The organism is Stenotrophomonas sp. GD03930 (genome assembly GCF_029839665.1).
GTDB lineage: Bacteria > Pseudomonadota > Gammaproteobacteria > Xanthomonadales > Xanthomonadaceae > Stenotrophomonas > Stenotrophomonas forensis.
The window spans coordinates 145984-157099 of record NZ_JAOCAV010000001.1 but is presented as its reverse complement, the minus strand read 5'-3'; the positions used below and the strand labels follow the sequence as shown (position 1 = coordinate 157099).

9 protein-coding genes are annotated in these 11116 nt (G+C 68.2%); 1 reads left to right on the top strand and 8 read right to left on the bottom strand.

Going from position 1 to position 11116, the window contains the following annotated elements:
- Positions 1-77: 77 nt before the first annotated feature.
- The 7 genes from N5C18_RS00815 to N5C18_RS00785 form a co-directional block, all read right to left on the bottom strand.
- Complete coding sequence (locus N5C18_RS00815) at positions 78-407, bottom strand: DUF3325 domain-containing protein (protein WP_053449253.1); 330 nt, start codon at positions 405-407, stop codon at positions 78-80.
- Positions 404-2035 (bottom strand): PepSY-associated TM helix domain-containing protein, encoded by a 1632-nt coding sequence (locus N5C18_RS00810; RefSeq protein WP_279943590.1) that lies wholly within the window; start codon positions 2033-2035, stop codon positions 404-406. Before N5C18_RS00810 ends, N5C18_RS00815 begins: the two co-directional genes overlap by 4 nt.
- Positions 2032-2346, bottom strand: a complete 315-nt coding sequence (locus tag N5C18_RS00805) for a DUF3649 domain-containing protein (RefSeq protein WP_053509869.1) — start codon at positions 2344-2346, stop codon at positions 2032-2034. Before N5C18_RS00805 ends, N5C18_RS00810 begins: the two co-directional genes overlap by 4 nt.
- 103 nt (positions 2347-2449) lie before the next feature.
- The gene (locus tag N5C18_RS00800; protein ID WP_279943589.1) at positions 2450-4651 is read right to left on the bottom strand and encodes a TonB-dependent siderophore receptor; all 2202 of its coding nucleotides are present in this window, start codon (positions 4649-4651) and stop codon (positions 2450-2452) included.
- A gap of 274 nt (positions 4652-4925) precedes the next feature.
- On the bottom strand, positions 4926-6212 hold the full coding sequence (locus tag N5C18_RS00795) for a DUF445 family protein (protein WP_279943588.1): 1287 nt from the start codon (positions 6210-6212) through the stop codon (positions 4926-4928).
- 118 nt (positions 6213-6330) lie between these two features.
- Positions 6331-7209, bottom strand: coding sequence for a plasmid replication/partition related protein (locus tag N5C18_RS00790; protein ID WP_279943587.1), 879 nt, complete (start codon positions 7207-7209; stop codon positions 6331-6333).
- A gap of 63 nt (positions 7210-7272) precedes the next feature.
- Positions 7273-8625 (bottom strand): aspartate aminotransferase family protein, encoded by a 1353-nt coding sequence (locus N5C18_RS00785; protein ID WP_049458209.1) that lies wholly within the window; start codon positions 8623-8625, stop codon positions 7273-7275.
- Between the two features lie 104 nt (positions 8626-8729).
- On the opposite strand from N5C18_RS00785, the gene N5C18_RS00780 reads away from it, so the two are divergent.
- Positions 8730-10226: an aldehyde dehydrogenase gene (locus tag N5C18_RS00780; RefSeq protein WP_279943586.1), complete on the top strand. Its 1497-nt coding sequence runs from the start codon at positions 8730-8732 to the stop codon at positions 10224-10226.
- Positions 10227-10380: 154 nt separating this feature from the next.
- On the opposite strand, the gene N5C18_RS00775 is transcribed toward N5C18_RS00780, so the two are convergent.
- The gene (locus tag N5C18_RS00775; RefSeq protein ID WP_279943584.1) at positions 10381-11022 is read right to left on the bottom strand and encodes a hypothetical protein; all 642 of its coding nucleotides are present in this window, start codon (positions 11020-11022) and stop codon (positions 10381-10383) included.
- Positions 11023-11116 lie beyond the last annotated feature (94 nt).

Sequence of the window (11116 nt, the reverse complement as noted above, 5' to 3'; positions counted from 1 at the left end):
AGGGTTCATGGGATGCCGGCCAGCGGCCGGCACTACCCCTGTCTGGCCGGTAGATCCACGCCGTGCGTGGAGGGTGGCTACAGCACCGCCACCAGCAGCCCGGCCGCGGGCAGCGCGATCGCCAGCGCGGCGATCCACTTCGGCCGGTACGGGTACAACCCGAACGACAACACCGCGCCGCCCAGCGTCATCGTGCCCAGCCACAGCACCGGGCCCATCGCCCAGCCATGGTCGGCCACGCACAGTGCGAACGCCACCGCCAGCAGGGCCCAGCCCAGCACCCGCCATTGCGTGCGCCGTGCTGGCGAGGCCGCCGCCTTGCCATGCAGGTCGTGCTGGTGCTTTTCCATCGCCAGCGACAATGCCGTGAACGCGGAGAACGACAGGGCCAACGCCAGCAGCATCATGCGCTGGCCTCCGCTTCGGCAGGTTCCGCAGCATCAACCGGAGCCTTGGTCGCCGCCGCCGCACGCTTCTTCTTCTCGGCGGCAGACAGCGGCGGCGTCCAGCGCTGCATGCGCCAGCCGCACAATGCCAGCATCGCGCCGAACGCGATCATCGACAGGTCGACGCCAGCCAGCACCCAGTCACCATTGCGCAGGGTCACGCCCAGATGCGCATGCGTGGTCAGCGCGTTGACCACCGGTACCAGCGCGAACGCGGCGGCGCCCAGGTACAGTTGCCAGGCCCACATCATCCGCTTCGGCCAGATGAAGGCGGCCAGCAGTGCCGTGCCCCAGGCGTAGAAGAACACGTTGGCCTCGGCGCTGGAGCGTTCGGCGATGTCCAGCGGCAGCAGGCGGTTGCCCCAGAAGTAGGCGGCGAACGCGATCGGCAGGCCGGCCACGGTACCGATGTTCAGTGCGTCGACCAGGCGCAGGCCGAAGCCGGTGCGGCCGCTCTTCGCGTGCTTGGGCCGTTCCTTCACTGCCCACAGCACGACGCCGCTGGCCACCATCAGGCAGCCGACCAGGCCGGACAGGAAGAACAGTGCGCGCAGGCCCCAGTCGGCGAAGCGGGCCAGGTGCAGGCCGTACAGCACGCCACGGGTGGCGGTGGCACCACCGGAGGGCGGTGTCTCTTCCAGCAGCGTGCCGTTGATCATGTCGTAGCGCAGCGCCGGGGTGTCGGTGGACAGGCGCTTGCCGTCGCGCTGGCGGATGTCGATCACCGCATTGGCCGCGCCCGGGTTGGACACGGTGAAGCCGGCCACTTCCACGCCATGCCAGTGCCCACGCGCGCTGTCCAGCAGCTGCGCGATCGGCAGCGGCGTGGCGCGTCCCTCGGCCGGCGCGGTCACCTCCGGCATGCCGCCGAAGGCTTCGCTGAAGAACTTGTCCTCGTCCTGTGGGTAGGCCACCTTCACCCCCCATGGCAGGTACATGATCATCAGGGTGACGATGCCGGTGTAGGTGATCATCGCGTGGTAGGGCAGTGCCATCACCGCGCTGACGTTGTGGAAATCCAGCCACGACCGCAGGCCCTTGTCCTTGCGGAAGGTGAAGAAGTCCTTGAAGATTTTCTTGTGGGTGATGACGCCGGTGATGATCGCCACCAGCATGAACATCGCGCAGAAGCCGACCAGGTAGCGCGCCCACAGCACCGGGATGTAGTGCAGGTCGAAGTGCAGGCGGTAGAAGAAATCTCCGCCACGCGTCTCGCGCGCCTTCAGGGCCTGGCCGGTGTTCGGGTCCAGCGTGGCATCACCAAAGCCACCGCGACGGCCACGGCTGGGATCGGCCAGCTCCGGCGGCAGCCGCCAGAACATCTGCATGGCCGGGTTGCGCGGTTGCGGCAGGGTGACGAACCAGTTCTCGGCCTGGCTGGCGTTGGCCTGCAGGTAGTCCACCGCACGCTGCGCGGCCACGTCGATGCTGACCTTGTTGGCCGGCAGCTCCGGGCGCATCCAGCGGCTGATTTCCTCGCGGTAGTAACTGGCGGTGCCGGCCATGAAGATCAGCAGCAGCAGCCAGCCGACCAGCAGGCCGGTCCAGGTGTGCAGCCAGGCCATCGACTGGCGGAATCCGTTCTTCATGCCCAGGCCCCCAGCAGGCGCGCGACGGCGGCCATCAGCAGGGTGGGGACCAGGATGCCGGCCCAGGCGCGCAGCGCAGTGCGGGTGGCGAACGCCCACAACGCGGCGCAGGCGGCCACCAGGATTGCCAGCAGCATGCCGGTCAGCACGGTCTGGCCGCGCGCGCCGGGCAGCGCCAGCGCGCAGAACACGCTGGTCACCGAGGCCAGCGCGTAGCCGCCGAAGATCGCGGCCAGCGAGCGTGACAGCACGCCCCAGCGCGGGTTGGAGAAGAAGGTGCGGGGGCTGGCGGTTGCGGGCGAGCGGTCCACGGCATTCCTGCTGGTTTCAGTGAAAAGGGACCGGCGCACCGCAGCGCGCCGGGGTTGGCCATCCCTGGCCGGGCACCAGTCGCAGAACCGGTGCCATCCATCGTCAGAGCTTCCAGCGCAGCGTCATCGTCACGTTGCGTGGTTCGCCCCAGTACACGCCGCTGTAGAAACCGACGTTGTTGAAGTACTTCTTGTCCAGCAGGTTGTTGATGTTCAGCTGCGCGCTGAAGTTCTCGTTGAAGCGGTAGCCGCCGGCCAGGTTCAGCAGGTAGAACGCGTCCTGGGTGATGTTGGCCTTGCTGCCATCCGCCTTGGTGCTGGTGTTCCAGATGCGGCTCTGCCAGGTGGCGCCGCCACCCAGCCAGAAGCGGCCATCGATGCCGCCGGGGCGCCAGCTGGTGTTGAGGCGGAAGGTGTCCTGCGGGGCTGTGGTCCGCTGCAGCACGCCGTCCTTGTTGCGGATGACGGTATGGGCGAAGCCCGCCGAGACGTTCCATTGCTCGCCGATGCTGCCCTGGGTCTCGATTTCCCACCCCTTCACCTTGTTGCCCTTGCCGGTGGATCGGTAGGCCTGGCTGCCATCGGGCAGCGAGTTCACCGGCACTGAATCATCGATCTCGGCCACATTGTCCTGCTTGCCTTCGAACACTGCCGCCGAAGCATTCAGCAGGCCGCCGAAGAACTCGGCCTTGACGCCTGCTTCGTACATGTCGCCGACCACCGGCTCCAGGTAGTTGCCGTTGCGGTCGCGGGATTTCTGCGGCTTGAAGATGTCGGTGTAGCTGACATAGCCGCTGAAGGTCGAGTTGAAGTCGTACACCAGCCCGGCATACGGGGTGAGCATGTCGTCGGGCCTGTAGCCGCTGCGCTTGGTGCTGTTGCGGTTGCCGGCGGCATCATAGCCATAGGCCCAGGTACGGGTTTCCCAGCTGCCATAGCGGGCGCCCACCACGGCCAGCAACGGATCGGCAAGGCGAAGCCGGGCGGCAACGTAGGCAGCGCGCTGGCGCAGTTCGTCCTGTGACGACAGGCGACCAGAGCGGGTCACCGGCAGTACCGGCACCTGGCCGGTCCAGTGACGCCAGTCGGGCACCTGCGCGTAGCCCGGTGCGCTGGAATCGAACGACATGGCCTCGGACTCACCCTTGCGCACCGACTGGCCCAGGCCGAACACGAGTTCATGCTCGCGCCCGAACAGCTGGAACGGCCCGCCCACGTTGACGTCGAACACGTCCATCGTGCTGTGTTCGTTGAAGTGTGAAATGTAGGCGGTCACGCCGGTACCGTCGGCGCGCGGGTAGCCGGCCGCGCCGTACCAGACGCTGCCATCGGTATCGCGCACGGCGTGGCTGACGTTGCCCTTCACCGACCAGCCGTTGCCCAGTTGCTGTTCCAGTCGCGCGAAGCTGGTTTTTTCCACGATCGGCCACGCACTCCAGGACGCAGAAAGATTGGTCGAGCGCGGCAGGTTGGCCGGTGCGCCGTCGGCGCCCCAGTACGGCACCACGCCCCAGGTCACGCCGGTGGTGTGCGGCGACTGGTACTCGTAGCCCACTTCGAACAGCGTGCTGTCGCTCAGGTCGGCCTGCACGATGCCGTAGAACACGTCCTTGTCGAGCCGGTAGACATCGCGGAACGAGTTGCTCTGCTGCTTGGCGGCCACGATGCGTGCGCGGATGCGGCCGTCCCACGCGACGGGGCCGCCGAGGTCGGCCTCCAGGCGACGGTTGCCCCAGCGGCCGAGGGTCACGTTGGCACCCATCTGGAAAGTGTCGGTCGGCCGCTTGCGGATCATGCTGATGGTGCCGGACGGATCACCCGCGCCGGTGGTCAGGCCGGTGGCGCCGCGGATCACTTCGATGCGCTCGTAGATCACGTTGTCGGTGTTGGTCTTGATCGAGCCACCGAAGGTGTTGAGCATGCCGTCGATCTGGAAGTTGTCGATGGTGTAGCCGCGCGAGACATAGTTGATGCGCTCGCTGTCGGTGACCGACACGCTGACGCCCGTCACCTGGCCCATCACGTCCGACAGGGAGAACAGGCCCATGTCATCCAGGCGCTGGCGGGTAACCACCGTTACCGACTGCGGCGTCTCGCGTAGTGACAGGTCGAGCTTGGTCGCAGTGCGCGCGCCTTTCACCGTATAGCTGCCGGGCATCTCGCCATCGGCAGTCACCTTCACCGTATCCAGCGTGCGCGCGGAAGGATCGGCAGTGCCGTCGGCGTGGGCCAGCGGGGCGATCATCAATGCAGTCACGGCCAGGGCCAACACGGTGGGACGGGGGGAGTTCAGCGGCATTGCCATCGGTGCGATTCCATGCAGGATGAATCAGGCGATGGAATGCGCAGGTACAGTCGCCATGCGCTCCGCGCACGTCGCCCAGCGAGCCCCATCGACGGTGCGCCACCCGCGCAGTGCGGGCGACCCGGTAGTCGGGGGATGTACACGGGCGAAGGGGCGGGTGGGTACGTGCGTCCGTGCCCCGCTTGGCTAAGCGTACAACCGATTAGCAAATGATAGGCATTCGCATTTCGTTAATCAAGCGTGACGACTGCTGGCGGTTCATCGAGGCGCGCGTTCAGAACCGGAAGATCACTGTCGCGGCATGCAGCAGCAGGCCAATCAGCCCGCCCACCAGGGTGCCGTTGAAGCGGATGAACTGCAGGTCGCGGCCCACGCTCAGTTCCAGCTGCTCGACCAGATGCCGCTCGTCCCAGCCCTTCACGGTCTGCGCGATATGCGTGGTCACGCCCTCGCGCAGGCGCCCGGTCAGCCGCTGCGCGCCTTCCAGCAGGTGCTGGTTCAGTGCCTCGCGCAGGGCGGGGTCGGCCTGCAGGCTGCTGCCCAGCGAGGCCAGGCTGCGCTGCAGGTGGCTGACCAGTGCGGAGTCGTCGCGCTGCAGGTCGGCACGCAGGCTGGCATGGATGCGCGCCCACAGCCCCTGCACGTACTCCTGCAGGGCAGGGTGGTCGATCATTTCCTGCTTGAGCTGTTCGATGCGCTCGGCCAGCGCCGGGTCTTCGCGCAGGCGCTGCACGTAGGCCTGCAGCCAGTGCTCGTAGTCCTGGCGCAGCGGATGCTCCGGCTCGGCCAGCACCTGTTGCAGTTCTTCCAGCACCGCGCGCGCCAGGCGCTCGGCCAGGCTGTCGCCGATCTCGTCGATCGGCTTGACCCAGTTCACCGTGCTCGACAGCGTCGGCCATTCGCGCTGGATGTAGCGCACGATCAGCTGCGAGGCGCGCTCCTTCACTTCCGCTTGCTCCAGCCAGCGCCCCAGCCGCTGCAGGCCCTCGTCCAGCACGCGCTGGTGGCGGCCATCGGCGGTCAGCAGCGCCAGCAGCTCGCCGGCGGTGGCGGCGGCATTCCACTGCCGCAGCTGTTGCACCACGAAACCGTGCAGCTGCCGGCGCACGGCGGTCTCGTCGAAGAAATCCAGTGCCTGCAACGCCCAGCCGCGCGCCATGTCGGCGAGCATCCGCGAACGCGCCGGATCGGCCAGCCAGCTGCCCAGGCGGCTGGCGGGATCGAACACCTGCAGCTTGGCCAACAGCACGCCCGGTTCCAGGAACTGGTCGCGCACGAACAGCGCCAGGCTGTCACCGATGCGTTCCTTGCTGCGCGGGATGATCGCGGTGTGCGGAATGGGCAGTCCCATCGGCCGCCGGAACAGCGCGACGACGGCGAACCAGTCGGCCAGCGCACCCACGGCGGCGGCCTCGCAGAAGGCCGAGACCCAGGCCCAGATGCCGCGTTCGCCCTGCCAGTGGCTGACCGCGAATCCGGCCAGCATCAACAGCAGCAGGCCCAGTGCGAGGGCTTTCAGGCGCCGCAGCTGTGCGCGGCGCGGATCGTTGGCAGGCGTCATGCCCGAAGTCTATCCGGCCCTGCATGAGCATCGGGTAGTGCCGGCCGCTGGCCGGCATCCGCAACGCGCCCGGAACGTTCATGGGGTTGCCGGCCAGCGGCCGGCACTACCCGCTGGTTCAGAGCGCTTCGAGTTGCCTGCGCAGCGCGGCCAGCTGCGCGCGCAGGGTGTCGTTCTCGCGGGTCAGCGCGACGACGCGGCGACGCAGCGCCGGTGCGTCCTCGCCCAGCTGCTCCAGTGCCGACAGCACCTCGGCGTCGCGGCTGGCGATCGCGTCCTCATCCGGCTCCTCGAAGTCCATCTCGGCCGCGTCCGCCTTCGGGGCACGCGGCTTGCGCTTGGACTCGCGCACGCGCTTGGCGGCCTGCTTCAGTTCATCCTTGCCGCCGGCGGCGGCGGCGCGCTGCTCTTCCTCGGGCAGGTCGGCCACGGCCGCGGCGGCGCTGATCGAAATCACGCCGGCCTTCACCGCTTGCACCACTTCGGCCGCGGCCTGGGCGTGGATGCGCTCGATCATGCCGACCTGGCTGGTGCTCAGCTTGGCTTCGCGGGCCAGCTCGGCGCGGCTGATCTTCGGCGCCGGTTCCCACGGCGGGCTGTCTTCGCCGGCGTCCTCGACGATCTCGGCGCTGCCGTCGCTCTCGCGCTGCAGCTGCGCCTGCTCGACCTGCTTGCGGGCAGCCAGGATGTCGCGCTTGCGCAGCGCCAGCACGCCGCGCTGGAAGTCCGAAACGCTGCGGCGGCCCAGGTGCTGCTCGATCATCCACAGGTGCACGTCTTCCATGCTCTGGAAGCGGGTGTTCTGCACGGTGTTGAACGGCAGGCCGTGCTTCTGGCAGATGCCGAAGCGGTTGTGGCCGTCGACCAGCACATCGCCCCACAGCACCAGCGCATCGCGGCAGCCTTCGGCCAGGATGCTGCGCTCCAGCGCGTCATGTTCGTCCGCAGTCAGCGGGTCGATGTAGGCCTTGAGTTCTTCTTTGACGACGATATCCATGGGCACGGCAGCGAGCAGGAGCGGAACCGCCCATTGTACCTGCTCGCCACCGCCGGTCCGGACTCAGGCAGTGGCCCGGATCATCTCGCCGAGGATGCCGGTGATCTGGTCGATCTGCGGCTTGTCCACGATCAATGGCGGCGACAACGCGATGATGTCGCCGGTACAGCGCACCAGCAGCCGGCCGTCGTGGAAGCAGCGGCGGAACACCTCGTAGCCGCGGCTGCCGGGGGTGTCGCGGCGTGGCGCCAGCTCCACCGCACCGACCAGCCCGAAGTTGCGGATATCGATCACGTTGGGCAGCCCCTGCAGGGCGTGCAACCGCTCCTGCCAGTATTCACCCAGCTCGATGGCGCGCTCGAACAGGCGCTCCTCGGCATAGACCTCCAGCGTGGCCAGCGCCGCTGCGCAGGCCAGCGGATGGCCCGAATAGGTGTAGCCGTGGAACAGCTCGATCGCCTGCGGGGGCGCCTGCATCAACGCGGCATGCACCGCATCGCTGGCCAGCACGCCGCCCAGCGGCACCGCACCGTTGCTGACCGCCTTGGCGAAGGTCAGCAGGTCCGGGGTGACCCCGAAACGCTGCGCGGCAAAGGGCATGCCGACCCGGCCGAAGCCGGTGATCACTTCGTCGAACACCAGCAGGATGCCGTGGTGGTCGCACAGCTCGCGCAGCCGCTGCAGGTAACCCGGTGCGGGCAGGATCACCCCGGCCGAACCGGCGATGGGTTCAACGAACACCGCGGCAATGGTCGAGGCATCGTGCAGCGCGATCAGCCGTTCCAGGTCATCGGCCAGCTCCGCGCCCTGGCGTGGCAGGCCCTTGCTGAACGCATTGCGCTGCAGGTCCAGGGTGTGGCGCAGGTAGTCCACGCCGCCCAGCTGCAGGCCGAATGCCCTGCGGTTGTTGGGCAGGCCGCCCAGAGCCATGCCGCCGAAGCCGACCCCGTGGTAGGCCTTCTCGCGGCTGATGAAGCGGGTGCGCTGGCCCTCGCCGCGCTGGCGGTGGTAGGCCAGCGCGATCTTCATCGCGGTGTCCACCGCCTCGGACCCGGAGCTGGTGAAGAACACATGGTTGAGCGCGGCCGGCGCCAGTGCGGCCAGCCGCTGCGCCAGTGCGAAGGCCGGCGGCGAGCCCATCTGGAAGGCCGGTGAATAGTCGAGCGTGCGGGCCTGCTCGACGATGGCCTCGACGATGCGTGGCCGCGCGTGGCCGGCGTTGCAGCACCACAGGCCGGCGGTGCCGTCGAGGATCGGGCGGCCATCGACATCTTCGTAGTGCATGCCCTCGGCGCGTACCAGTACACGCGGCGCCGCCTTGTACTGGCGATTGGCGGTGAATGGCATCCAGTACGCGTCCAGGGACTCGGGGCGCTGGGTGGCCAGGTCGTGCAGGTCGCTTTCGGGACGCTTCATGCCAGCTCCATCGGGTGCGATGCGACGAATGTAGCGCAGCTGCGTCACGGCGAAGTCGCGGCGGCCCCGGTATAAGCAAGGCTGGTTGATTGCAGGAGTATCCCATGGCCGATTTCCCCGACCGCAGCCACTGGCAGGCGCTGGCACTCCAGCTGTCGATACCCGGCCAGGCCTTCATCGACGGCCGCCAGGTCGACGCTGCCAGCGGCGCCCGCTTCGACTGCATCAGCCCGATCGACGGTCGCGTGCTGGGTGCGGTCGCCGACTGCGACACGCAGGACGTGGAGCGTGCCGTGCTGGCGGCCCGCCGCTCCTTCGATGCGGGCCACTGGTCGCAGGCCAGCCCGGCGCATCGCAAGCGCGTGCTGCTGGCGCTGGCCGCGCTGGTGGAAAAACACGCCGACGAGCTGGCCCTGCTGGAAACCCTGGACATGGGCAAGCCGGTGCGCGACGCGCGGCGCATCGACCTGCCCGGCGTGGTGCGCTGCCTGAGCTGGACCGCCGAAGCGGTGGACAAGCTGTACGGGGAGATCGCGCCCACCGGCCCGCACGAACTGGGGCTGGTCACGCGCGAGGCCGCCGGCGTGGTGGCGGCGATCGTGCCGTGGAACTTCCCGTTGCTGATGGCCTGCTGGAAGATCGCGCCGGCGCTGGCGATGGGCAACTCGGTGGTGCTCAAGCCTTCCGAGCGGTCGCCATTGAGTGCGCTGCGGCTGGCGGCGCTGGCCGCCGAGGCGGGCCTGCCGGACGGGGTTCTGAACGTATTGCCCGGCCATGGAGCGCGCGTCGGCGAACCGCTGGCCCTGCACATGGACGTGGACGTGCTGGCCTTCACCGGCTCCACCGCCACTGGCGCGAAGCTGCTGGAATACTCTGGCCGATCCAACCTCAAGCGGGTCTGGCTGGAATGCGGCGGCAAGAGCCCGCACGTGGTGTTCGCAGACGCCCCGGACCTCGATGCGGCGGCCAAGGGCGTGGCGCAGGGCATCTTCTTCAACCAGGGGGAAGTCTGCACCGCCGGTTCGCGGCTGCTGGTGCAACGCTCGATCCGCGAGGATTTCGTCCACCAGGTGGTGGCCTATGGCCAGCACATGCAGCCGCGCCACCCGCTGGAAGCCGACGCACCGATGGGCGCGCTGGTCGATGCCGCGCATCTGGACAAGGTGATGGGCGATATCGCGCGTGCCGAACGCGAGGGCGCCCGATTGCTGCTGGGCGGTCATCGCGCCGAGGTGGAAGCGGGCGGCTGCTATGTGCAGCCCACCGTGTTCGACCAGGTACGGCCCGAGCAGGCCCTGGCGCGCGAGGAAGTGTTCGGGCCGGTCCTGGCCGTGCTGGGTTTCGATGACGAAGCCGAAGCCGTGCGCCTGGCCAACGACAGCCGCTATGGATTGGCTGCCGGCCTGTGGACACGTGATCTTGGTCGCGCGCATCGCGTTGCACGCCAGCTGCGCGCCGGCAGCGTGTGGGTGAACGGCTGGGATGGCGGCGACATGACCGCCCCCTTCGGTGGCTACAAGCAGTCGGGCAATGGCCGCGACAAATCATTGCACGCGTTCGACAAGTACAGCGAGATCAAGGCCACCTGGATCCAGTTGTAGCGTCACAGTTGCCCGCGCTTCTGTAGAGTCGAGCTTGCTCGACTGCTCTCCGCGAGATGCAGAAGGGCAAAAGCCGTCGAGCAAGCTCGACGCTACGGAAGCGCCGCGTTTGAGTAGAGTCGAGCTTGCTCGACTGCCGTTCGCGGAATGCAGATTACCGGCAGCGTGCACTCACCTGCAGTACCGCAGCACGCAGCAGGTCGCGATCGGCCTCTTCAACCGCATTCTGGAAATAGTCCATATCCTGCCTCCCCAGCTCGCAAGGGTCGACGATGTAGCCCGGCGGCCACAGCCCCAGCAGCTGCGCCACGCTGTGCACGATCTGCTCCGGGGTCATCTGCCGGCGGATGCGGAAATGGTTGCGGCGCGGTGCGAACGCAGCATGCACCTCGCGGCGACCGATCAGGCGTGGCGCCACCCCCGCCGCGCTGATGCCATCGCCACCGTCGACGCTGCCCGCAGGCAGGCCCAGGATCAGCGGCGCCTCAGCCGCCGGTGCCCCCTCGGTGGGCAGGGCGGTCTCTGCCTGCGCGATCGGGGTTGGGTGGGGCTTCACCGATGCAGCCCGGCGTGTCATCGGTACGGAGGGCAACGCCGGAAGTGACGGCGCCGGCGCCGGCAGCTCCGGCGGCAGCCAGCGCAACGAGATCCGTGCACCATCGTCAGCGCGCAGCACGATCCGGCCACTGCCCCACAACCACAGCGCCATCAGGCCATGCACCAGCAGTACCACCAGCCACGCCGCCATGCGCGGCAGCTTCGGCGAATCGGACCACGACAACGCAACTGCAGCCATCGGCAAGGCATCCATGCAGGGACCGGTGGCGCAGCCTAGCGGGCGGCCGGAAAAATTTCGTTGGCATCGGTGTCGGCTGAAACCATCGTCCCGT

Coding starts and splice junctions, on each gene's coding strand:
- N5C18_RS00815 (WP_053449253.1), bottom strand. CDS start 407: ATGATGCTGCTGGCGTTGGCCCTGTCGTTCTCCGCGTTCACGGCATTG.
- N5C18_RS00810 (WP_279943590.1), bottom strand. CDS start 2,035: ATGAAGAACGGATTCCGCCAGTCGATGGCCTGGCTGCACACCTGGACC.
- N5C18_RS00800 (WP_279943589.1), bottom strand. CDS start 4,651: ATGGCAATGCCGCTGAACTCCCCCCGTCCCACCGTGTTGGCCCTGGCC.
- N5C18_RS00795 (WP_279943588.1), bottom strand. CDS start 6,212: ATGACGCCTGCCAACGATCCGCGCCGCGCACAGCTGCGGCGCCTGAAA.
- N5C18_RS00790 (WP_279943587.1), bottom strand. CDS start 7,209: ATGGATATCGTCGTCAAAGAAGAACTCAAGGCCTACATCGACCCGCTG.
- N5C18_RS00785 (WP_049458209.1), bottom strand. CDS start 8,625: ATGAAGCGTCCCGAAAGCGACCTGCACGACCTGGCCACCCAGCGCCCC.
- N5C18_RS00780 (WP_279943586.1), top strand. CDS start 8,730: ATGGCCGATTTCCCCGACCGCAGCCACTGGCAGGCGCTGGCACTCCAG.
- N5C18_RS00775 (WP_279943584.1), bottom strand. CDS start 11,022: ATGGCTGCAGTTGCGTTGTCGTGGTCCGATTCGCCGAAGCTGCCGCGC.